The organism is Spirochaetota bacterium, assembly GCA_026415295.1.
In the GTDB taxonomy this organism is placed as follows: Bacteria; Spirochaetota; JAAYUW01; order JAAYUW01; family JAOAHJ01; genus JAOAHJ01.
Genome location: JAOAHJ010000005.1, coordinates 1 through 23003, shown reverse-complemented (window position 1 = coordinate 23003; position 23003 = coordinate 1). Strand labels below are relative to the sequence as shown.

20 protein-coding genes and 2 tRNA genes are annotated in these 23003 nt (G+C 24.1%); 8 read left to right on the top strand and 14 right to left on the bottom strand.

The genetic code is table 11. From position 1 onward, the window contains the following. Positions 1-132: 132 nt before the first annotated feature. From N3A58_01510 to N3A58_01485, 6 genes are all read right to left on the bottom strand, one after another. Complete coding sequence (locus tag N3A58_01510; protein ID MCX8058075.1) at positions 133-951, bottom strand: ABC transporter permease subunit; 819 nt, start codon at positions 949-951, stop codon at positions 133-135. Positions 952-1012: 61 nt separating this feature from the next. Next, positions 1013-1801, bottom strand: coding sequence for a transporter substrate-binding domain-containing protein (locus N3A58_01505; protein ID MCX8058074.1), 789 nt, complete (start codon positions 1799-1801; stop codon positions 1013-1015). A gap of 362 nt (positions 1802-2163) precedes the next feature. Continuing rightward, positions 2164-2237, bottom strand: a tRNA-Ile gene (locus tag N3A58_01500). Positions 2238-2253: 16 nt separating this feature from the next. After that, positions 2254-2327: transfer RNA gene (locus N3A58_01495), tRNA-Asp, on the bottom strand. Between the two features lie 58 nt (positions 2328-2385). Further along, complete coding sequence (locus N3A58_01490; protein MCX8058073.1) at positions 2386-3522, bottom strand: hypothetical protein; 1137 nt, start codon at positions 3520-3522, stop codon at positions 2386-2388. A 31-nt stretch (positions 3523-3553) separates the two neighbouring features. Then, on the bottom strand, positions 3554-4768 hold the full coding sequence (locus N3A58_01485) for a pyridoxal phosphate-dependent aminotransferase (GenBank protein MCX8058072.1): 1215 nt from the start codon (positions 4766-4768) through the stop codon (positions 3554-3556). Between the two features lie 309 nt (positions 4769-5077). Between N3A58_01485 and N3A58_01480 the strand changes: the two genes are divergently transcribed. Continuing rightward, entirely contained in the window at positions 5078-6742 is a 1665-nt protein-coding gene (locus N3A58_01480; GenBank protein MCX8058071.1) for an alkaline phosphatase, read from the top strand. A 123-nt stretch (positions 6743-6865) separates the two neighbouring features. Here N3A58_01480 and N3A58_01475 read toward each other — a convergent pair whose 3' ends face one another. Further along, positions 6866-9484, bottom strand: coding sequence for an FAD-dependent oxidoreductase (locus N3A58_01475; GenBank protein MCX8058070.1), 2619 nt, complete (start codon positions 9482-9484; stop codon positions 6866-6868). A 177-nt stretch (positions 9485-9661) separates the two neighbouring features. Here N3A58_01475 and N3A58_01470 point away from each other — a divergent pair, with 177 nt between their 5' ends. Next, entirely contained in the window at positions 9662-10369 is a 708-nt protein-coding gene (locus N3A58_01470) for an endonuclease III (GenBank protein ID MCX8058069.1), read from the top strand. A gap of 107 nt (positions 10370-10476) precedes the next feature. On the opposite strand, the gene rph is transcribed toward N3A58_01470, so the two are convergent. The 6 genes from rph to N3A58_01440 all read right to left on the bottom strand — a co-directional run bounded on the left by rph (position 10477) and on the right by N3A58_01440 (position 17101). Then, entirely contained in the window at positions 10477-11190 is a 714-nt protein-coding gene (rph, locus tag N3A58_01465; GenBank protein ID MCX8058068.1) for a ribonuclease PH, read from the bottom strand. 12 nt (positions 11191-11202) lie between these two features. Then, positions 11203-12318, bottom strand: a complete 1116-nt coding sequence (gene dnaJ / locus N3A58_01460) for a molecular chaperone DnaJ (protein MCX8058067.1) — start codon at positions 12316-12318, stop codon at positions 11203-11205. 236 nt (positions 12319-12554) lie between these two features. After that, the gene (gene dnaK, locus N3A58_01455; protein ID MCX8058066.1) at positions 12555-14489 is read right to left on the bottom strand and encodes a molecular chaperone DnaK; all 1935 of its coding nucleotides are present in this window, start codon (positions 14487-14489) and stop codon (positions 12555-12557) included. A gap of 167 nt (positions 14490-14656) precedes the next feature. Continuing rightward, positions 14657-15376, bottom strand: coding sequence for a nucleotide exchange factor GrpE (locus N3A58_01450; protein MCX8058065.1), 720 nt, complete (start codon positions 15374-15376; stop codon positions 14657-14659). Between the two features lie 107 nt (positions 15377-15483). Next, positions 15484-15729: a hypothetical protein gene (locus tag N3A58_01445; GenBank protein MCX8058064.1), complete on the bottom strand. Its 246-nt coding sequence runs from the start codon at positions 15727-15729 to the stop codon at positions 15484-15486. 304 nt (positions 15730-16033) lie between these two features. After that, the gene (locus N3A58_01440) at positions 16034-17101 is read right to left on the bottom strand and encodes a phospholipase D-like domain-containing protein (GenBank protein MCX8058063.1); all 1068 of its coding nucleotides are present in this window, start codon (positions 17099-17101) and stop codon (positions 16034-16036) included. A gap of 307 nt (positions 17102-17408) precedes the next feature. Between N3A58_01440 and buk the strand changes: the two genes are divergently transcribed. The 4 genes from buk to fliS all read left to right on the top strand — a co-directional run bounded on the left by buk (position 17409) and on the right by fliS (position 19950). Then, positions 17409-18476: a butyrate kinase gene (gene buk, locus N3A58_01435; GenBank protein ID MCX8058062.1), complete on the top strand. Its 1068-nt coding sequence runs from the start codon at positions 17409-17411 to the stop codon at positions 18474-18476. A gap of 108 nt (positions 18477-18584) precedes the next feature. Then, entirely contained in the window at positions 18585-18752 is a 168-nt protein-coding gene (locus N3A58_01430; protein ID MCX8058061.1) for a 4Fe-4S binding protein, read from the top strand. A gap of 87 nt (positions 18753-18839) precedes the next feature. Next, positions 18840-19388 carry a hypothetical protein gene (locus N3A58_01425; GenBank protein MCX8058060.1) on the top strand — a complete coding sequence of 183 codons (549 nt, stop codon included), beginning with the start codon at positions 18840-18842 and terminating at the stop codon, positions 19386-19388. Between the two features lie 124 nt (positions 19389-19512). Next, on the top strand, positions 19513-19950 hold the full coding sequence (fliS, locus tag N3A58_01420) for a flagellar export chaperone FliS (protein MCX8058059.1): 438 nt from the start codon (positions 19513-19515) through the stop codon (positions 19948-19950). Between the two features lie 162 nt (positions 19951-20112). Here fliS and pyrE read toward each other — a convergent pair whose 3' ends face one another. Further along, positions 20113-20688, bottom strand: a complete 576-nt coding sequence (pyrE, locus tag N3A58_01415; protein ID MCX8058058.1) for an orotate phosphoribosyltransferase — start codon at positions 20686-20688, stop codon at positions 20113-20115. Positions 20689-20879: 191 nt separating this feature from the next. On the opposite strand from pyrE, the gene N3A58_01410 reads away from it, so the two are divergent. Both N3A58_01410 and N3A58_01405 read left to right on the top strand, forming a co-directional pair. Next, positions 20880-21071, top strand: coding sequence for a hypothetical protein (locus tag N3A58_01410; GenBank protein ID MCX8058057.1), 192 nt, complete (start codon positions 20880-20882; stop codon positions 21069-21071). Between the two features lie 164 nt (positions 21072-21235). Continuing rightward, the gene (locus tag N3A58_01405) at positions 21236-22408 is read left to right on the top strand and encodes a tRNA (adenosine(37)-N6)-threonylcarbamoyltransferase complex transferase subunit TsaD (GenBank protein MCX8058056.1); all 1173 of its coding nucleotides are present in this window, start codon (positions 21236-21238) and stop codon (positions 22406-22408) included. Positions 22409-23003 lie beyond the last annotated feature (595 nt).

The window sequence follows — 23003 nt, the reverse complement described above, 5'->3', positions numbered from 1 at the left end:
TCTTTTAAATTGATATTTTTTTTATTGCAATTATTAATAATTATTTTTAATCTAATTTTTTATTTTTCTCTAATTTTTATTAAAATTTTTTCAATATTAATTATAACCTTATTTTATTTAATATATTTACCTTTAATGTTCAAAACTGTATTTTTTTTCAATAAATTTACCAAATATATTAATAATATAAGTTAAAATAAAATAACCAATAGCTAAAGGAATATAAGCTTCAAAAGTAGAAAAAGTAAAAGCATTAATTTCTTGAGCATTCAAAGTAAACTCTGAAATAGATATTATAGATAATAATGAAGAATCTTTAATAAGTGAAGCTAATTGGCCAATAAGAGCAGGGAGAATAATTTTAAAAATTTGTGGAATAATTATATATCTATATTTTTGGTATTCAGTAAAACCTAAAGCTTTCATAGTCTCTTTTTGTGAATTGCTAATAGAAATTATCCCGCCTCTAATTATCTCAGTAATATAGGCTCCCGAAAACATTGAAAGAATAATAACTCCTGCTACATATCTATTTTGAATACCAAAAGCATCTGCTATAATATAAAAAAAAACTAAAATTTGAACCAATAGAGGTGTTCCTCTTATTATTGTTACATATCCTTTTGAAATATATTTTATCATTGTGATATTCGATATTTGGGCTATAGCTGAAAAAAATCCTATTAATATTGACAATATCAAAGAAGAAAATGAAATAATTATAGTATTTGCAAAACCAATTATAAATTTATTTCTATATTTATATATGTTTTCCCAATTAAAACTAAATTTTAAATTTGAAAAAGAATAGTTAAAAATAAAAAAAATAATTAAAAAAATAATTGCAATATTAAAAACTTTTTTTATAAAATTTAACTTCTTATCTTTAATTTCGATATTATCTAAGAAAATTATTTTTAAAAAATTTATTATTTTAACTTTATTTAACATTTTAATTTATAAATAACATTTATAATTCTATTATTATTTAAATATTATTATATGCAATTAATCATTTACTTGAAGGTGAAAAAAAGAACTCCAAACCAAGGGCATCAAAATATTCCTTTTCTTCTTTTAAATATTTTTCAGCAAGTCTTTCAAACCCATTCTCTTTTTTAAACCATATTAAAAAATCATTAATTTTTTGAAGAAGCTCTTTATTACCCTTTTTTACTACTATCCCCCAATATTCAAAATCTTTTTGGAAAGGCTTCAAGATTGGTATAGTTGTTTCTTTATTATTTAACCAGTTTCTAAAAATACTCAATTGATCATATATAAAACCATCTGCTTTACCCTGAACAACTTCAATAACAGCAGAACTTTCTTTATCAAATACATTTATTGTAGCATTTGTTAAATATTTTTGAGCATAGAGATGTCCAGTAGTTCCTTTTTTTACTGCAACTACTTTCCCTTTTTTATTTAAATCTTCAATTGAATTTATATTTGAATTTTTATTAGCAAGAATAGCAAGATAAGCTTTTGAATATGGGATCGAGAAATCAACAACTTTAGCTCTTTCTTCTGTTATTGTCATAGAAGAAATAATAAGATCAATTTTACCTGTTTGTAAAGAAGGAATTAAACCATCAAAAGGTATATTTTGAATTTTTATTTTTTTCTTTATATATTTTCCAAATTCATTTGCAAGATCGACAGAAATTCCAGTAGGATTCCCATTTTCATCAGTCATCTCAAATGGCGGATAAGATAACTCCATTCCTACAATTAATGTATCTTTATTTTTTGAGCAAGAAAATAAAACTAAATTGAAAATCAAAATTATTAAAAATATTATTTTAATAAATTTGTTTAACCATAATTTTTTCATGATACCCCCTTTATTAAATATCTTTATTATTTGATATTTATATTTTAATTTTAATTAAAAAAATTTATAATTATTTAAGAGATTTTTCTAAATTTAAATAAATTATCTATTTTATTGTAATTTAAAATATTTTTAATTCAATAATCTTTCAAAAAGAACTTAAAAAAATGCATAGTATATATATAAACATTACTACAAAAAAAAATTTAATTTTAAAATATTTAAGAAAATAGAATTTAAATTTTATAAAAATTCTATCTTTTGATATTTTTATTATAAAATATTAAAATTTTTTATATGACTTTTTAGAATTTTTCTTGATAAATTGGGCCCTCCAGGACTTGAACCTAGAACCCACTGATTATGAGTCAGTTGCTCTAACCGATTGAGCTAAGGGCCCTATAAAAAAATTTTATCGGGAGTGACGGGAATCGAACCCGCGATCTCAGGTGTGACAGACCTGCGCGATAACCATCTTCGCTACACCCCCATAACAGTCAAATATTTACCACTAAATTTTTTTTTGTCAATATGTTTATTTTAATTAATTATAATTTTTTAACTTTACCATCAATTATTAATAATTCTGGTCTCAATAAATCAAAATAAATTACAAATAAAAAATCAATAAAATCATCAAAAGAATCAATATTATATTTGAATTTATCAATTATCATAAAATCTGCATAATAATAATCCTCAATTTTACCAAATTTTTCCAAAGTAAAAAGAGAAGCAACTTTTGACAAAACAAAAAGTTGATTTTTTATAAAGTAAATTATTTCAGAATTTTCAGAATATTTTATAATATTTGAAAAACTTTTATACAGATTATAAACCCCATTTCCTAAAAACAATATAAAATTATAATCTAATTCTTTTTTTACAGTAGATATTACATATTCACTTACTTTTTTTTCTTTTAACCATTCCTCTTCAATAACAATAAATTGGTTCCACTTTTTTTCCCACAAAAAAATGTCATTATAGTCTTCAAATTGAATTATAAAATATGAATTTTCATTTAAATTATCAACTAGTTTCTTTGCTAAATTTAAAAATCCTTTTTTAATATAAAAATGATTTAAATGCTCAGTAGAAATCTTTTCCTCTTTTATTTTATCATCTATAATAAAAGCTCTATGATATTTTCTAAAATATTCCTTCCTTGATCTTACATAATCTTCAAAATCTTTGTTTTCTTTTTCTGATAAAATCTCCTGTTCAGGCTCAAAATTATTAATAAAATAAGAAAGAGAGGATTTAATTTTTTCTTCATTATATAAAAAACTCGATATTGTTAAAAGAGAATTCTTGACCATTTGATAAGCTACATGTGAATAAATAAGCATATTTGAGCCTGAATATATAATCTTCTTTGCAATTGCTTCTGAAGTTATTTCGATAATATTAAATGGGAATTTTTCAAAGTTTTCTTTACTTGTAAAATTTTTTAAATCAACTCTATTTAAATATTTATAAGAAAAAACATCTAAAATGGTTGTTTTGAAAATTGGTAAACATGGAAAAGCTATTTTATTTTCACAATTAATAATATTAAAATTCTTTTTGTCGGAAATATCATCAACTATTTTAAGTCTATTTTCATTTATAATAATATTTTTTCTCTTTTTTACTTCTTCAGGATTAACTATTATAATATCTTCAAGTAAAATATTTTTCATAAATTCCCCAGCTTCAAAATTATTGAAATAATTAGATTATTTCCTTTAATAAATTATCCTCTAATTTTGTATACTGATCAAGACCTTTAATTAATATTTCCATAGCTTCTTTTAAATCTTCTTCTTTCAATACATAAGCTATTCTAATTTCATCCACCCCTTTACCTTCAGTAATATAAAATCCAGAAGCTGGAGCAACCATTGTTGTTTTATTATTAATTTGAAAATCAGATAACAACCATCTTGCAAAAAGATCACAATTCTTTATAGGAAGTTTTGCTATTAAATAAAAAGCTCCTTCTGGTTGTTGTAAAATTATATTTTTATTGCTCTTAAGTATATTATAACAGATATCTCTTCTTCTCTGATATTCCTTTTTTATAGGTTCAAAATAATCTGAAGGTAAATTATAAGCTGCTTCAGCAGCAACTTCTTCAATTGTTGGTGGACAAAGTCTTGCCATTGCAAATTTTAAAACATACGACATTAATTCTTTATTTTTTGAAATTAATGCCCCAATTCTTGCACCACATGCCGAAAATCTCTTTGAAATAGAATCTATTACTATTACTCTATTTTGATCAGGAAGTTCTAAAGCAGAAAAATGTGGTTTATCAATATATATAAATTCTTTATATACTTCATCAGAAATAATATATAAATCAAACTCTTTAGCTATTTCATATATTTCTAAGATCTCCTCTTTTGTTAATACTGTCCCTGTGGGATTATTTGGAGACCCAATTAAAATAGCTTTAGTTTTAGGGGAAATTTTTTCTTTAATTTTATTAAAATCATCAATATGAAAACCATTCTCAGCTTTTAAAGTTACAGGCACTAATTTAATCTCAGACATTGCAGCATAACCTGCGTAATTAGCATAAAATGGTTCAAAAACAATAACCTCATCATTTATATCACAAACTACATTTAGTGCAAAAAGTATTGCTTCAGAACCACCAGTAGTTATACATATATCATCGGGGGTTAGATTTATATTATACCTTGAAAAATAATTAACCATAGCTTTTCTTAAGCTTAAAAATCCTTGTGATGGGCCATATTCTAAAACTTTTTCTTTAAAATTATGAATAGCATCAAATATAACCTTTGGTGTTTCTATATCTGGTTGTCCTATATTTAAATGATATATTTTAATCCCCTTCTCTTTAGCTTTATCTGCATAGGGAACTAATTTTCTAATTGGAGAAGGGGGCATTAAATGTGCTCTCTTTGAGTAGTTCATTTTTTTCTCCAATTATTTTTTATTAAATTAAATATATTAAATTAATTTTCAATGTCAAGAATATTAGCTAAAATATAAAATTAAAATAAATTACAAATATAAACTAATTTTAATAATAAAAATTAAATTATCTATATCTTTTATATTTTTTATATATTAATATAAACTAATTTAATTAATTTTTTTATTAATTTTTATAATTAAATTTTTTATAAAGTAAAAATTTATTTATTTTATTTTAACATAATTTTAATTTTAAATAAATATTTTTATATAAATTAGAAATTAATAAAAACATAAGGAGTTTTTATGAAAACTATTTTTTTAAGAAACAGAAAAAAGTTTACCTTTATTTTTGGTCTTCTTTTTATTTTATCTCTCTTCTTGTTATCATCTAATTCTACCCCTGCTGTTAAAAATATTATTATTCTAATTCCAGATGGGTTTTCTGTTAGTAATAATACTTTTGTGAGACTTTATTTAAATGGTCAAAACCTATCATGGGATGAATATATTTGTGGACTTGTAAAAACATATTCAGCAGATGCACCAATTGCAGATTCTGCTCCAGCTGGCACTGCTTATGCTACAGGTTTTAAATCAACAACAGGTTATATCTCTGTCTTACCAGATGTTGCTAATATGCCAGGAGAAACACCTATAAAAGATAATGAAAAAAAGGCTCCAATTGCAACTATTCTCGAAGCAGCAAAAATAATTGGCAAATCAACAGGTCTTGTAGCTACTAGTAACATTCAACATGCAACTCCTGCTGTATTTGCAGCTCATTATCCAGATAGAGGGAAATATGAAATTTTAGGAGAGCAGATGCTCTATAACAATGTTGATGTTATGCTTGGAGGAGGATATAAATACTTCATAAATAGAAAGGATAAAGAAAACCTTATTGAAGAAGCTTTCAAATTAGGATACAAAATCGTTAAAACTAAAAATGAACTTTTAAATGCCAAAGAAAATAAAATATTGGGGCTTTTTGCAGATGACGCTTTAGCATATGATTTTGATAGAAATGCAGAAGTTGAACCATCTTTAGCAGAAATGACAAAAAAAGCAATTGAAATTTTATCAAAAAATAAAAATGGATTTTTCTTAATGGTAGAAGGTAGTAAAATTGACTGGGCAAATCATGCTAATGATCCAATTGGAGTTATTTCGGATGTTTTAGCTTTCAATGAAGCAGTAAAAGTTGCAATAGAATATGCAAAGAAAAACAAAGATACTGTAGTTATAGTTGTTTCTGATCATTCAACTGGTGGTTTTTCTATAGGTAACAAAGACACAAGCGGTAATTATGATAAGAAAACAGTTGAAGATTTTTTAAATATTATAAAAAATGCAAAATTAACAGGGGAAGGTCTTGAAAAAATTTTAAATGCAGATATGACAGAACAACAAATAAGAGAAATCATTGCTAATAATTATGGAATAAAAGATCTTACACAATCAGAAATAGAAACAATTATTAAATATTTAAAAGATAAAAAAGAAGACCCCAAAAAAGGTGGAAGATTTAACTATATAATTGGACCTATGATAAGTAATAGAGCTTTTATTGGTTGGACTACAAATGGTCATGTCGGTGAAGATGTATTTTTAGCAATTTATCATCCTACAAATATTAGACTTACTGGGGTAGTTCAAAACAAAGATATAGGGAACTATATGGCAAAAATATTCAATGTGAATCTTGTAAATTTAACAATTGAACATTTTCAAGATGCAGAAAAAGTTTTTACAGAGAATAAATTAAATTATTCAGTAGATAAAACTGATTCAGAAAATCCAGTTGCTATTGTTTCTGATGGAAAAAATACATTAAAAATACCAGCTAATAAAAATTATGCTATTTTCAATGATAAAGTTATAACTGTTAAACTTATAAATGTTTGGAACAGTGAAAAATTTTATATTTCCAAAGATTTAATAAGATTATTTATAAAAAATTATAAATAATATATAACTATCTTCAAAATTCAAATTATTAAAGGGGGGTTAAAATTTCAAATAGTTTAACCCCCCCTCTTTTTATTTAGCTCGATAAATAATAATAAAATCAAAAAAAGATAAAAGTAAAATTTAAATAAATAAATTTATATTGCTTTCTGATGCTTTCTCCATATAAGTTGCTACACCTCCTATTTCAACATCATCTAGCAACTCTTCTTTGCTAATTCCCATAACATCCATTGACATCTGGCAAGCAACAATATTTACTCCATTTTCCAAAGCTTCTTTCATCATATTATCTATAAAATCAACATTTTTCTGCTTCATTCTTATTTTCATAAACAAAGGACCTAATCCAAATAAATTCATTTTAGAAAGCTTCAACTTATTTAAATTAGAAGGAAGCTTTTTTGCAAACATTTTTGACATAAAATCTTTTTTAGTTTTTATTTTATTTTTTTTCCTAATTACTGTAAGCCCCCAGAAAGTAAAAAACATTGTAACTTTTTTACCTGCTGAAATAGCACCTAAAGCTAAAACAAAGGAAGCAAGTACTTTATCCATATCATTTGAAAATACAATAATTGTTGCAGAATCATTTTTAATAACTATATTTTCTTCTATAACTTTATTTTTATTTTCAATTTTTTTAAAATCATTAGAATTGTCAACATTTGAATAATCTATATTGCTCTCTTTATCTTTTTTAATAGATTTATAATTACCTTTCATTATTTTTGCATAAATTACACCTTTATTTTCCTTAATATCTAAAATAGTATTTCCAGAAAGTTTTGCCCAAGCAAAAATATCTTTTTTAAAACCTGGATCGGTAGCTTTTATTAAAACAACTCCATTATTCTCAATTTTACTAAATTCCTTTTTTAATTTTAGAATGGGTCCAGGACAATTTAACCCACAAGCATCAATCTCAGCAATAACATTAAATTCATCTTTATTTATATTAAAACTTTCATTTTTTTCATCATAAATAGGATAATTTTTTAAATCTTTTAAAAATTTACTTTTATCCAATTGATATATATTATCATCAATACCTATAAAATCATTTTCAAAGATATCTTCATTTGATTGTTTTTGAATAAAATATTGATAAGTTTTATAACCACCCATAAGATTAAAAACCTCACTATAACCATGCTTGATTAGTATCCTGTATGCAATATAACCTCTTAATCCAACCCCACAAAAAAGTATAATTTTTTTGTCCTTGGGAACTTGATTTAAACAATTTCTTAAATCATCCACAGGAATATTAATAGCCCCCTCGATAGTTCCTATGTCAAATTCTTCTTTTGTTCTAACATCAATTAAAAAAATTTCTTTCCTATCAAGCTTTATAAAATCTTCTATATATATCATTTTTAAATTATTATTAAAAATATTTTCAGCAATATAACCAGCAATATTTATCGGATCTTTTGCTGAAGAATAAGGAGGTGCATAAGCATGTTCAAATTCAACAAGATCAAATATAGTTCCTTCTTTTTGAATCATCGCAGAAATTACATCTATTCTTTTATCAACTCCATCGTAACCAACAAGCTGGGCACCTAATATTTTTCCATTTTCTTTCTTAAATATTAATTTTAGTGTTAAAGGTAAAGCTCCTGGATAATAGCCTGCATGAGAAGAAGAATGAATTAAGACTTTTTCATAAGATATATTTTCTGTTTTACATATTTTTTCTGTCAATCCTGCAGTAGCAACTGTTAAATCAAATACTTTTGCTATAGAAACTCCTATTGAACCTTTATATTTTCTATTATTGCCATAAAGCATATTTTCTGCAGCTATTCTTGCTTGTTTATTTGCAGGCCCAGCTAATGGTATAACTGTATTCTTTTCTAGCAAATAATTGTAACCTTCAATAACATCCCCAACAGCATAAATGTCAGGATCCGATGTTTGTAAAAATTCATTAACAAGAATTCCTCCTTTTTTTCCTAAAGCTAAAGATGCATCTTTTGCAAGTTTATTTTCTGGTTTAACACCTATTGATAAAACTACCATATCGGAATATATTTTTCTACCACTTAATAATTTAGCTCCTATAATTGATTCTTTAGATTCAAAACCAATCACTTGATCATTTAAATAAAATTCTACTCCTTTACTTTTTAAATGTTGATGTAATTCTATTGCTACATCAAAATCTATTGCTGGCATTACTTGTGGAGAAAGTTCTACAATTGATACTTTAATGCCTAAATTGTACAAATTTTCTGCAACTTCTAAACCTATAAAACCAGCTCCAACAATCAGAGCCTTTTTAACATTTTTACTTTTAATAAAGTTTTTTATTGATAATGTATCTAAAGGATTTCTTAAAGTAAAAATATTTTTATTTTCAATACCAGGAATATTTGGTTTTAATGGTTCTGCACCAGGCGAAAGTAAAAGTTTATCATATCTCAAATCAAATATCTTATTATTTTTTAAATCTTTTACTTTAATAATTTTATTTTCCCTATCAATAAACATTGCTTCATGATTAATTTTAACATCAATATTAAACCTTTTTCCAAATGACTCTTTATTTTGTACAAACAAATTATCCCATTCTTTTATAGTTTCCCCTATATAGTAAGGAAGTCCACAATTAGCATAAGATATATAATTTTCTCTTTCTATTATTATAATATTTATAGTCTCATCAAGTCTTCTTAATCTCGCAGCAGCCGTAGCTCCACCAGCTACACCTCCAACAATAACAAATGTTTTCATATTCCTCCCCAAAAATTATTTTTATTTTATTATCAACTTTTTTATTGGTTTATATTGTCAACCTAAATATAAAAAAATTTTTAATAAAAATCAAGAAAATTATTTAATTTTATTTTATATTATTTTAAATTAAAAAATATTAAACTAATAATATTAAAACTTTGATCAGGGGAAATAATGAAAAATATTAAATACAATATAAAAGAGAATAGAATTCAAAAAAAATTTGAGTCCTTTTTTGATACTATCATCCCAATATTAGAAAAAAAATTAAATAAATATGAAATGCCTTCTGTTAGTACAATTAAAGAAAAATTAAACACTCCATTTCACATATTAATTTCTACAATTCTATCAGCAAGAACAAAAGATGAAACAACTCTCAAAGTCTCAGAAAAACTTTTTAATACTATTAAAACTTTCAATGATATTTTGAATTATAAAAAAAATCCTGAGGAATTGGAAAAATTAATTTATCCGGTAGGATTCTATAAAGTTAAAGCTAAAAATTTAATTAGTTTAAGTGAAATAATTATAAATAATTATAAAGGAAATGTACCAAATAATCTTGAAGACCTTTTATCTTTACCAGGTGTAGGAAGAAAAACTGCAAACCTTGTTTTAGCTTTAGCTTTTGGTAAAGATGGTTTATGTGTTGATACACATGTACATAGAATATCTAACAGGCTCGGAATAATAAAGACTAAAAATCCAACAGAAACAGAAATGAAATTAAGAAAAATTTTACCGTTAAAATATTACGAAGTATACAATAGATTGCTTGTTACATTTGGCAAAATTATTTGTACTCCAATATCCCCAAAGTGTTCTATATGCCCTATTATAAAATACTGCAAAAAAGTTAATGTTAAAAAAAATAGATAAAAAGTTTACAAATATTTTAAACTAAATAATTAATATTAAAAAATTAAGAAAGAAATATTAACTTTTATGAATTAATTAATAATCAAAAAAATTACATTATTTTTTTATTAATAATTTTGAAGAACCATTCTTTGAATTGAAAAAATATCATCTAAAGAATTTAATGCCAAATCAAGCATTTTATCAAATTTATCTCTGCTAAAAGAATATCCTTCACCTGAAGCTTCAATATCAATAATTTCTTTTTTATCATTTGCAACAACATTAATATCACACATTGCACTTGAATCTTCATTGAAATCTAAATCAACAAGAATTTCATTATTAACAATTCCAACAGAAACAGCTGCTACATAAGCTTTTATTGGGAATTCATTTACCAAGTTATTCTTTAATGCTTTTTTTAATGCGATAAATGAAGCAATAAAACCACCAGTTATAGAAGCACATCTTGTACCACCATCAGCATTTATAACATCTGCATCTATAAACAATGTATAACCTGGAAATTTAGTTAAATCAACTACTCCTCTTAGAGCTCTCCCTATAAATCTTTGAATTTCAATTGATCTTGAATCAATTTTGTTATATTCTCTTGCTTTCCTAATCAAAGTCGAACCAGGAATCATAGCATAACTACAGGTTAACCAACCCATATTTTTATTTTTAGCAAAATCTGGAACATTATTTTCAAACATTGCTGTTACAATGACTTTAGTATCTCCATAAGATACAAGGCAAGATCCAAAAGAATTCTTAATATAATCAGGAACAATCTCAATCTTTCTTAATTCATCATAATTTCTTTTTGATAATCTCATAAACTTTATCTCCTAATCTTCATATGCTTCTGGAATATAATATTCCTGTTTCTTCTCTATACTTTTATACATTTCAAGTATTCTTCTTTCTTCACTAGATAAAGCTTTAGGAACTTTAATCATCACCTTAACAAAAAGATCACCTCTTCTTCCTTCGTGAATATCATAAATCCCTTCACCTTTTACTCTTAAAGTTGTACCATCTGTTGTAAAGGGAGGAATCTTTAATCTAATATGCTTTTTATCTATAGTTTCAAGCATTATTTCATCTCCAAATATCGCTTGAGTATAAGATATAAAGAGTTTACAAATCAAATCAGCCCCTTTTCTTGTAAATCTTTTATTTTTTCTAATAAAAATAACGATATATAAGTCCCCAGGAATTCCACCTCCTACTGGATATTCTCCTTCTCCAGATATTTTTAACTTAGTCTCATTATCTATTCCTGCAGGTATTTTTACTTTAACTTTTTTAGGTTTCTTAATAACACCATTCCCACGGCATCTTTGGCACGGATGAGTATTAATTTTACCTGTTCCTTTACACCTTGCACATGTAGTTGAAATACTAAAAAATCCTTGTCTTGTAATAAATTCTCCACTACCATTACACTGAGGACATGTTGACATAGAATATCCTCTTTCAACACCAGACCCATTACATTCTGGGCAAACATCATTTTTATAAATCTCAATTTCTACATCTTTACCATTTACTACATCTTCAAGATCAATTTCATATTTATAAAAAATATCTTCTCCCTTTACCTGTCTCTTTCTTCTTCCTCTACTTGAAGAACCTCCAAAAAATGAATCAAATATATCTGAAAAATCTGAAAAAATATCCTCAAAAGCATCAGAACTAAATCCTCCTTGACTAAAAGGGTTAAATCCTGCGGAACTTAAACCTTCAACTCCATATCTATCATAAATTTGTCTTTTTTCATCATTTGATAGTACCTCATAAGCTTGTGTAATTTCTTTAAACTTTTCCTCAGCTTCTTTATTGCCTGGATTCCTATCTGGATGGTATTGCATTGCAAGTTTTTTATATGCTTTTTTTATTTCTTCTTTAGTAGCATTTCTTGGGACACCTAATATTTCATAATAATCTTTACTTCCTGCCATATATTTCCCTTAAGAATTAAAAATTTCGATCTATTTTTTTATATATTAAAAACATAAAAAAATTTCCTCTTAAATAAAGATTAAAAAGAATTTTAATAAAAATATAATAAGAAAATAAAGGTTTAAGGTTATACTCCCTTAAACCTTTACTTTTTAAATTATTAAAAATTAATTAAATAAGACTAAAATTATTTATTATTACTATTTTTTTAAGGTTAGAAATTTTTGTTTTAACACTATTTATTTTTTTCATCATCAACTACTTCATAATCAGCATCAACAACATCTTCTTTCTTATTTGATTCATTTTTATTACTATTACTACTAGAACTAGAATAGTATTGGTTCTGACTTGATGAAGCTCTGGAAGCTGCTTCTTTATAAATTCTTTCCGAAAAACTATAGCTTGCTTCTTTTAATTTTTCTATTCCATTCCTAATTGCATTTACATCATCCTTATTCATCACATCTCTTAAATAATTTATAGCATTTTCAATTTTAGCTTTTTCATCTGGATTTACTTTATCTGCATTTTCTCTTAACATTTTTTGAATGGAATAGATCATTGAATCAGCTTCATTTCTAGCTTCAACAATTTGTTGTTTTTTCTTATCTTCTTCTCTAAATCTTTCTGCTTCTTTTACCATTCTTTCTATTTCTTGTTCTGTCAATCCAGATTTAGCCTCAATTCTGATCTTTTGTTCTTTACCAGTTGCTAAATCTTTTGCAGATACATGTAGTATACCATTAGCATCTATGTCAAATGTAACTTCTATCTGAGGAACTCCTCTTGGAGCAGGAGGTATACCTATAAGATCAAATTGCCCTAAGAATTTATTATCTCTTGCCATTGGTCTTTCACCCTGGAAAACCCTTATAGAAACAGCAGTTTGGTTATCTTCAGCTGTTGAAAAAATCTGAGATTTTTTTGTTGGAATAGTAGTATTTCTCTCTATTAATTTTGTAAAAACACCACCTAAAGTTTCTATTCCAAGAGAAAGAGGTGTTACATCTAGCAATAAAATATCTTTAACTTCTCCTGCTAATACTCCACCCTGTATAGCAGCTCCAATAGCTACAACTTCATCTGGATTTATTCCTTTATGTGGTTCTTTACCAAATATCTTTCTAACCATATCTTGTACTTTAGGAATTCTTGTGGAACCTCCAACAAGTATTACTTCATCTATTTGACTTGCTGTTAATCCAGCATCCCTTAAAGCATTTTCACAAGGAATTCTTGTTCTTTCAATTAAATCATCAACTAAAGATTCAAATTTAGCTCTTGTAAGTTTTTTATTTAAATGTTTTGGACCACTTTGATCTGCAGTAATATATGGCAAATTAATATCTGTTTCCATTGTTGATGATAATTCTTTTTTAGCTTTTTCAGCAGCTTCTTTTAATCTCTGCAAAGCCATTTTATCTTTAGAAAGATCAATTCCTGTTTCTTTTTTGAATTCATCAATCAACCAATCCATTATTCTTTGGTCAAAATCATCACCTCCAAGATGTGTATCTCCATTTGTTGCTTTAACTTCAAAAACACCATCACCTATTTCAAGAATAGAAATATCAAAAGTACCACCACCGAGGTCATAAACTGCTATTACTTCATTGTTTTTCTTATCTAGACCATATGCTAAAGCTGCTGCTGTTGGTTCATTAATAATTCTTTCTACATTTAACCCTGCAATTTTACCAGCATCTTTTGTAGCTTGTCTCTGAGAGTCATTAAAATATGCTGGAACAGTAATAACTGCTCTATCAACTGTTTCTCCTAAATAAGCCTCAGCTATTTTTTTCATCTTCATTAATATTTGTGCTGAAATTTCTGGTGGAGAATAAAGCTTTCCTTTAATACTTACTCTTACATCCCCATTTGGACCTTCTGTTACTTTATATGGAACAGTTTTAATTTCTGATGTAACTTCCCCAAATTTTCTACCCATAAACCTCTTAATTGAGTAAACAGTGTTTTCTGGATTTGTTATCATTTGATTTTTTGCAGGTTGTCCAACAAGAATTTCTCCATTGTCCATAAAACCAACTACAGAAGGAGTAGTTCTCATACCTTGTTCATTAATAATAACTACTGGCTCTCCACCTTCCATTACAGCTACACAAGAGTTTGTTGTACCTAAATCAATCCCTATAATTTTTCCAGCCATATATACTCCTTAATATTTTTTTTATTACTTATTTATACTTTTAATTTTATTTTTAATTAATTTTAATTTATTCTTCTTGTATTATAAACTATTATTTATTTATTTTTTATCCTTATAATACTTACATTTTTATTTCTAGTCTTTTTTGCATAAATTGAACTTTTAAACTAGCTTTTCTTTTGTTCTTTTTTCTTCTCTTTGACAACTAAAACTTTAGCTGTTCTAATAATTTTATCTTCCATTTTATAACCTTTTTGGTAAACTTCCTTTATCAAAAATCCATTAACATTTTCATCTTCAATTATTGATATAGCTTCATGTAAAGTTGGATCAAATAGATCTCCTGGGTCACCAAAACTTACACAGTTATATTTTTTGCTCAAAAGTTCTTCAATAGATTTCTCTATCATAAGAATACCTTGAAAAAAAGGATCATCTTTTTCACCATTAAAAGAATTAATAGCCCTCTGAAAATTATCAATTATTGGTAAAAAATCTTCAATGATCTTAATTATATAATATTTTATAAAATCATCTTTTTCTTTATTCAATCTTTTTCTAAAATTATCAAAATCTGCTTTCATTCTCATTAAAGAATCTTTATAATTATCAATTTCATTCTTCAAATTTTCAATTATCTCATCTTTTTCCTCTAAAGATTGTTTCAATAATACAATCTCTTCAATACCAGAATCATTAATGGAACTTTTGAGTTCATCTCTTATCTCCTTTTCATTTTTATTATCTTTTTCTTTTTTTTCTTTTCTAGCTTTTTTATTATTATCATCCAAAAGTTCTTCTTTGATATCATCAATTTGAACATTAGAATTATCTTCAGATAAAACATTTTCTATTTTTTCTTTTTTTAATTCCTCTTTAGAAAACATTTAACACCTCTTTTAAGTTTTAAATTTTTATTATATTTAAAAATTTCTTATTTTTAATGTTTCAATATAAATATAAAAAAATAAGGAGCAAAAAGGCAAGTTAATTTTTATATTTTTTCATCATAAAAGTGAGGTTTTATATCGTTTAAATTAATACTTTTTTTCAATGAATTCATTTTATTTTTTAAATCAGAAAGATAAGATTCAAATAGAAACTCTTTCTGTTTTATTAAATTAACAAGCTCACTTATATCATTTATAATATCTTTATTAACTTTATCAAAAACTTCTTCTCCACTATTTTTTATTATTAAATTATCTAAACTTTTTAATTCATTAAACAGATTATTCAAAAGTAAGTTATATTCTTTTATTTTTTCGGGTTCGGTCTTATCATCTAGTAGATTGAGGATTTTTATAAGTTTATGAATTAAACTTTTCTTTTCTTCACAATAATTAATAAAATCTATTTTAGTAAAACTATTAAAATTATATTTTTCTTTTTCCAGATAATTCTCCTTACATAATTAATTTAATATTATTATTTAATTTGATTCAATTATTTAAATAATCAATTAATAAAATAAAATTTTTTTATCTTTCCATATTTTTATACTTAACTTTTTTATTTAATTTTTTATTAACAACTTTAATTATTTAAAAATAATTATCTAACAAATATTTTATATAATTAAAGTAGATATCCGCTAATATTGAATCTTGAAAAACAAACATCAAATCATCATTATATTTTTTAGATGATATTTTATTAGTTCTGTCAGCAATAGCATAAGAACCTGTTAATAAATTATTATCTAAAACAATAAATTTATGATGCATAATTCCTTCATTTTTATCTTTGAAAATATTCATATTTTGTTCTTCAAATAGGCTATATGTGGAATATTTTGACCCACTATTCAAAGACTCAATAATACCAAAAAACAAAATCTTTTGATTTTTTACTCTTTCAATTATTAAATTAGCAATATCAAAATTTGTAAAAGTAGAATAAATAAATCCAATCCTATTTGACACATTTTGCAAATATTCTTTAATAACATCATTGACTTCATAAAAATTGTTATTTTTATCTTTATATATAAATTTAGTAAAAAATATTCTTAATTTTTTTCTATTTATTGAGAATTCTTTCTCATATTGAAATAAATTATTTTTAAGAGTTTCAATATTCTGAAATAAATCAAAATACCAAATAAAATAATCAATAATTTTTTTAATCTCTAATTTTAAATTGTTTTCATTTAAATTCCTATCATAATTAATTTTATAATTTCTATCTTTTTTTACTTTTTCAATATATTGTTTCAAAAAAGTAAGTTTTTCTTTGGAAAAAATAATTAAGTCATTATTATTAAAATATAGACAATTAATTGTAAAATTAGCTGATCCTGTTATAAGATAAACATCATCTATTATAATAATTTTATGATGCATGTATTTAGAATTTTTATATGGAATTATAAAATTTTTTTGAATAAGAATATCTTTAATTGTTTCAGGTGTGTTTTTTTCATCAATTACCATTTTTATCTCAATATTTTCACTTTTTTTATTTAAAAGATTTTTTATTATTTTAGAACTATCGATATCAAATATCATAATTCTTATGCTCTTTTTAGCTCTAGAAATTAACTGATTAATAACAATTTCTGAAAGTGACTCACCAAAAGGATATTTATATGGTTCAGTAAACAATAACATCAAATAATCATTGTAAAGGAAATAAATACTTTTAAAATTTTTGTTTTCATAAGAAAAGAGATTAATATTTAAGAATATGAAAATTAAAGTAAATAAAAATATAATTTTAATTTTAATTTTCATGTTATAATCAAATTTTTTTATTTATACATTATAATTTTTTTTATATTAAAACATATAATATATATTCAATAAATTTTTATTTTTTCAAATAATTTTTGTAAAATTTAAAATTCTATATATATTGAATTTAATTTTTTTTATTTTATAGTTATATCAAAATTAGGTATAATTCTAGGGGGATTCAATGAAAAGTTTAATAATAAATCCTGGTTCAACTTCAACCAAAATAGCTATCTACAATGATAAAAATTTACTTTTTCAAGAAAATGTTAAACATGATCCTGAAGAGTTAAAATTATGTAAAAATTTCTCTGAAGAAGTACCAATTAGAAAAAGTGCAATCTTGAAAAGTATAGAAACAAAAGGTTATAAACTTTCTGATATTGATATTATCTCAAGCAGAGGAGGTCCATTAAAACCATTAAAAGCAGGGATATATGAAATAAATGAAGATATGGTAAATGATATAAAAAATGGAAACTATCAAACTGCCCACGCATCATTAGTAGGAGCTCTTATAGCTTACGATTTCTCTAAAGAGATTAATAAAAAAGCTATTATTGTTGATCCTATATCAACTGATGAAATGTGGGATTTTGCTAAAATAACAGGTCATCCAGAAATAAAACTTCAAGCTTTAACTCATACACTAAATTCAAGAGCTTGTGGAAGAAAAATAGCAGAAAAATTAGCAAAACCTTTTTTTGAATGCTCTTTTATAGTTGCACACTTAGGGGGCGGAATATCTATTAATGCAATCAAAAAAGGAATAATAGTAGATGTTTCTGAATCAAGACAAACTGGTCCATTTTCACCTACATCTTGTGGAGATCTTCCAATAAAACAATTCATAAAATGGTTAAAGAAATCAAATTACCCACTAGAAAAAGTTGATGATCTTTTTAATAAAAATGGTGGGCTACTATTATATTTTAATACTGATGATGTTAAATACTTAATAGATAATATTGAAAAAGATCCACAAATATATATTGTTATAAAAGCAATGATTTACAGAATAGTAAAAAACATCTGTAGTGTTTTACCTGCAGTTGATATGGCTCCAGATGCTATAATTATTACAGGAGGACTTGCACATTCTGAATATATAATTAATGAAATTAGAAATTGGTTAAAAGATAAATATAGGATTGAAATAGTTGCAGGAGAATATGAATTAGAAGCTCTTGCATTTGGTGCTTACAGGGCTTTTTATGGTGAGGAAAAAATATTAAATTACTCTGAATTTTAAAATTTATTATGCATATATTAAAATTTAGTTGTAAAAATTATAATTTATATTAATTTATATAAAAAGCTTATTAATTACTATTTTTATGAATTCTTAGAGAGGGAGAAAATGTACTATATAGACAAAGAATGTTTGAGATGTAATGCATGTGTTGTTGTTTGTCCTGAAAATGCTATAGAAGAAGGTGATCCAATATATAAAATAATTGAATCTAAATGTAATTCATGTGCTAAATGTGTGCCCGTTTGTCCTGTAAAAGCTATAAAACAAAAGTAAATTAAAAAATATTTTCTTTTATTATATTTCTTAATTTATCTAAAATTTTATTTTTTAATGACACATAAATTATTTTAAGGAGAATTAATGAGATCAGTAATTGAACAATATTGTAAAGATTTAACATCTGGAAGATTAACATATGGTTATGATCACTGTTCTAGAGTTTATTTTTACGCAAAAAAATTAGCTGATTTTTATGATGATATGATTTTGCATGCCGCTAGTTTTTTATATAAAATAATATTGGGGCAAAGTTCTAAACAAGATTCTGCATTAAGAGCTGAAGCAATCCTATCAGAAGTTGGATATCCTGTTGAAAAGATATTAATTATTAAAGATATTATTTTAAACACTGACCCTGAAGATAGACCATCATCTATAGAAGGTAAAATGATTCATGATGCTATTATTATAGACTCTCTTGGAGCTATTGGATTTGCAAGATTTTCTGTAGGATCCTTTTTCTGGCATAAAGCACAAAAAATTCAAACAATTTATGAAGAATATTTAAATTATTATAACAATGCTAAAAACAATATTATTCTTGATTCTACTAAAAAATTAATAGCAGAAAGAATAAATACTACTGAGTTTATACTTAAAAAAATATATGAGGAATTGAACGAAGAATAAATAAGTTAATTAATATTAGATATAAAATTATATATAATTAATTTCATTTTTTTCACCGATAATATTATTAAAATTATTTTACTCTATTTTCTAACTTTCATATTTTCAGAAGAGGAGGATTTCATTGCCAGAAAATAGAAACATAAAAAATTATCTTGAAATGAAAATAAAAACAGCATCACCAATCCAACTTATAGTTATGCTTTACGAAAAAGCAATATCTTCTCTTGAACATGCTATTAGCATTCTAGAAAAAGGTGAAAAAAAGTACGATGTCGTTAATAATAATATTATAAAAGCTCAAGAAATTATTTCTGAACTAATGCTTTCTTTAGATTTTGATAAAGGAAAAGAAATTGCAACAAATTTATATAGACTCTATGATTATAGTATCAAGCAATGTATAGAAGGAAACATAAAAAAAGATCCAAAAATTTTAAAAAATGTAGTAAAAATATTATCCCAACTTAAAGAAGCATGGGAAACAATTGCTAATAAACCGGAATTAAATAAAGATTTAAATAAAAATAATGAAAATTCATCATTTAATGTTTCTTTATAAAATATTCTATTATATAATTTCCCCTATTTTTATTATATAATTGTTTTATGCTATTTGCTTAATTAAAGTAATTATTTTTTATATTAAATTTTTTTACTCTTTTAAAATTTATTATTTTAATTAATTTAAACTAATTTTTAGCAAAATAAATCATAAAAAAAATTATATTTTTTTATCAGAAGCACCTGGTTTTATTAAAGGTATACCTTTTTTACAGAGAGGGCAATCTTCTGGTTTATAAATTTCTATTTTGATTTTTTTAATAGCTTCTGGCCTAATATTATCAATTATTACATCATCAGATCTATCAACAATACAATAAATTCCAACAACAGTTCCCCCTAATTTTTCAACACAATCTTTCACCTCTTTTACTGAACCGCCAGTTGTAATAATATCCTCTATAATATAAACTTTTTTACCTGATAAATTACCAAATCCGCTCCTTATTGTCATTATATCATCTTTTCTTTGTGCAAAAACAAAATCTTTTTTTAAATATAAAGCAACCATAAATCCAAGAGCTATTGCACCATAAGCAGGAGAAACAATAGTATCAAATTCTTTTATTCTTTTTTTCAAACTTTTCGATATTATTTTCGCAATCTGGTTTAAATAAATAGGATTTTTAACAAGCCTAATTTTCTCAATGTAGTATTCAGAGTGATTTCCAGAAGTAAGCAAAAAATGTCCTTTTAATATAGAAGAAGTCTTATCAAGTATTTTTTCAAAAATCATATCAAACTCCAAAAAATATATTTAAATAAAATAATCATATATATTTTTCATTGTCAAGAAATTAGAAATATATTTATAATTTTTTTATTTTTTTAATTATAATTTTTTGAATATGTCGATAATTAAATTGAAAATAAAATAATAATTTGGGAGGAGGAAAAGGAGAGGAATATTTACAAGGAGGTAATCTTATGACAACAAATATAATAAATAATATAGAATATAAACCAGCTACTATACTAAATTCAACCGTTTTTTTTCTCAAAAAAATGTTAGACACCGTTAGAGTTCAAAATGAAATAGCAAAACAATCTTTAGCTAATGAACCACCTATTAATGAATTTGACAAAGATTTAGGTAAAAATATAAATTTAAAAATATAAATAAAAATGTAAAATTAAAATATTAATTAAACTTAAGTTATTATTAAAGAAAATTAAGTGTTTTTAAATCATTATTTTATTATTATTATAAAATTGATTAAAGCTACCCTATATAAAATATAAGGGTAGCTTTATTTTTTTATTTTTTTCTGTATATTTTTTTTATGATAATATGTGGGATAGAAACAAGTTGTGATGATACTTCAATTTCATTTGTAAAAGATGGAAAAATTATTCTTTCAAATATAACTTTTTCGCAATACCAATCACACAATTTATTCAGTGGAGTTGTTCCTGAAATTGCATCAAGAGAACATCTTAATAACATTGATAAAACTTATAAAATTGCATTAAACGAAGCTAAAATAGAAGAAAAAGATATAGATCTGATTTCTGTATCTGCTTTTCCTGGTTTAATAGGTTCTTTAGTTGTTGGTGTCAATTTTGCTAAAGGTCTTGCTTTTAGATTAAAAAAACCTCTAATTGGAGTCAATCATCTACTTGCTCATATTTATGCAGTAAATTTTTCAAAAAAAATAGATTTTCCTATTTTAGCATTATTAATTTCTGGGGGCCATACTGCAATATTAAAAATGGATAATTTTCTAGAATTCGAGATAATTGGAAAAACTTACGATGATTCTGTGGGGGAAGCTTTTGACAAAATAGCCAAGCATTTTGAGCTCGGTTATCCAGGTGGACCTATTATTGATAAATTATCAATATATGGCAATCCCACAAGCTATGTTTTCCCAATAACTTCTCATGAAGAGAAACATAAGTTAAATTTTTCATTTTCTGGATTAAAAACAGCTGTTATTTATTTTAGAGAAAAATATATATCAGCCAATATTAATAATAATCTTAATTTTGAATTTAAAAATTATAGCAAAGACAATAAACCAAATTTAGATTTAAATAAACCAAAAGAACTTTTAAAAACCTTTAATAAAGACTATTTTGTTCATCAAGAATATTTAAAGAAAAAAAATATTTTAAAAATAAATGAAAATTTATTTGATATTTTAAGCTCTTTTCAATATACTATTGCAAAAATAATCAGTTTTAAATTAAATCAAGCTTTATCTTTATATTCTTCGAAATATAAAAGTATTGTTGTAGCAGGTGGTGCTTCAGCAAATTCCCAAATTAGGAAAGAACTTTATAACCTTTCTAAATTAAATAATATTAATATTATTTTCCCTGAATTATCTTTATGTACTGATAATGGTGCTATGATAGCAGGATTAGCTTTAGAATATTATAAAAACAATATTTTATCAGATCTATATTTGAGTCCAAATGCAAGATTTCAGCCTTTAAAAAGAGGTTGTTAATTTTAACATCTTAATTTAATTAATTTTTTTAAATTATTAACTATATTTTGTTACTATAAAAATACTTTCAATATATTTGAAATTGCAAGTATTTTTAACTTTAATTTTTTTTATTAACCATTCTTATGTTTTTTATCTAAATTATTAAATATTTTTTATAAATAATTTAATATATATAATTTAATATTTTTAATTTTTTTTATATAACTTCCTATAGCAAAATTATTAAAAATTTATTTTAAAAAATAAAGGACTCCTTTATAGGAGTCCGGGAGGGTGGTAATTATCGACAAAACGATAACTCATTTTTATTATCGTTTTTCTTTAAAAAACTTAAGTTTTAATACTATTTTTTTTTAATTTTTTTTAATAATCTTTTTTAATTTTTTTATTTATTACATTATTTAACATTTTTTTTTAAACTTAATTTTATTTTTTTATCATAATTTGTTTCTTTTTATTTTTTTCGAATATTTAAATTTTTTATTATTGTATTCTTTTTATTTTATAACTATTTTTTTATTTTTATTCATCTATTTTTTTTATTTTTTTTAACATATTTTTTATTATTTAATTTTTAACTATTTAAATTTTT

What these genes read in the sequence shown, in the direction of transcription:
- dnaJ (MCX8058067.1), bottom strand. Translation starts at nt 12,318, where the DNA reads ATGGCAGGAAGTAAAGATTATTATGAAATATTAGGTGTCCCAAGAAAT.
- N3A58_01475 (MCX8058070.1), bottom strand. Translation starts at nt 9,484, where the DNA reads ATGAAAACATTTGTTATTGTTGGAGGTGTAGCTGGTGGAGCTACGGCT.
- N3A58_01470 (MCX8058069.1), top strand. Translation starts at nt 9,662, where the DNA reads ATGAAAAATATTAAATACAATATAAAAGAGAATAGAATTCAAAAAAAA.
- pyrE (MCX8058058.1), bottom strand. Translation starts at nt 20,688, where the DNA reads ATGATTTTTGAAAAAATACTTGATAAGACTTCTTCTATATTAAAAGGA.
- buk (MCX8058062.1), top strand. Translation starts at nt 17,409, where the DNA reads ATGAAAAGTTTAATAATAAATCCTGGTTCAACTTCAACCAAAATAGCT.
- N3A58_01450 (MCX8058065.1), bottom strand. Translation starts at nt 15,376, where the DNA reads ATGTTTTCTAAAGAGGAATTAAAAAAAGAAAAAATAGAAAATGTTTTA.
- dnaK (MCX8058066.1), bottom strand. Translation starts at nt 14,489, where the DNA reads ATGGCTGGAAAAATTATAGGGATTGATTTAGGTACAACAAACTCTTGT.
- N3A58_01490 (MCX8058073.1), bottom strand. Translation starts at nt 3,522, where the DNA reads ATGAAAAATATTTTACTTGAAGATATTATAATAGTTAATCCTGAAGAA.
- N3A58_01480 (MCX8058071.1), top strand. Translation starts at nt 5,078, where the DNA reads ATGAAAACTATTTTTTTAAGAAACAGAAAAAAGTTTACCTTTATTTTT.
- N3A58_01405 (MCX8058056.1), top strand. Translation starts at nt 21,236, where the DNA reads ATGATAATATGTGGGATAGAAACAAGTTGTGATGATACTTCAATTTCA.
- N3A58_01425 (MCX8058060.1), top strand. Translation starts at nt 18,840, where the DNA reads ATGAGATCAGTAATTGAACAATATTGTAAAGATTTAACATCTGGAAGA.
- N3A58_01510 (MCX8058075.1), bottom strand. Translation starts at nt 951, where the DNA reads ATGTTAAATAAAGTTAAAATAATAAATTTTTTAAAAATAATTTTCTTA.
- N3A58_01430 (MCX8058061.1), top strand. Translation starts at nt 18,585, where the DNA reads ATGTACTATATAGACAAAGAATGTTTGAGATGTAATGCATGTGTTGTT.
- N3A58_01440 (MCX8058063.1), bottom strand. Translation starts at nt 17,101, where the DNA reads ATGTTATTGTTTACTGAACCATATAAATATCCTTTTGGTGAGTCACTT.
- rph (MCX8058068.1), bottom strand. Translation starts at nt 11,190, where the DNA reads ATGAGATTATCAAAAAGAAATTATGATGAATTAAGAAAGATTGAGATT.
- N3A58_01485 (MCX8058072.1), bottom strand. Translation starts at nt 4,768, where the DNA reads ATGAACTACTCAAAGAGAGCACATTTAATGCCCCCTTCTCCAATTAGA.
- N3A58_01410 (MCX8058057.1), top strand. Translation starts at nt 20,880, where the DNA reads ATGACAACAAATATAATAAATAATATAGAATATAAACCAGCTACTATA.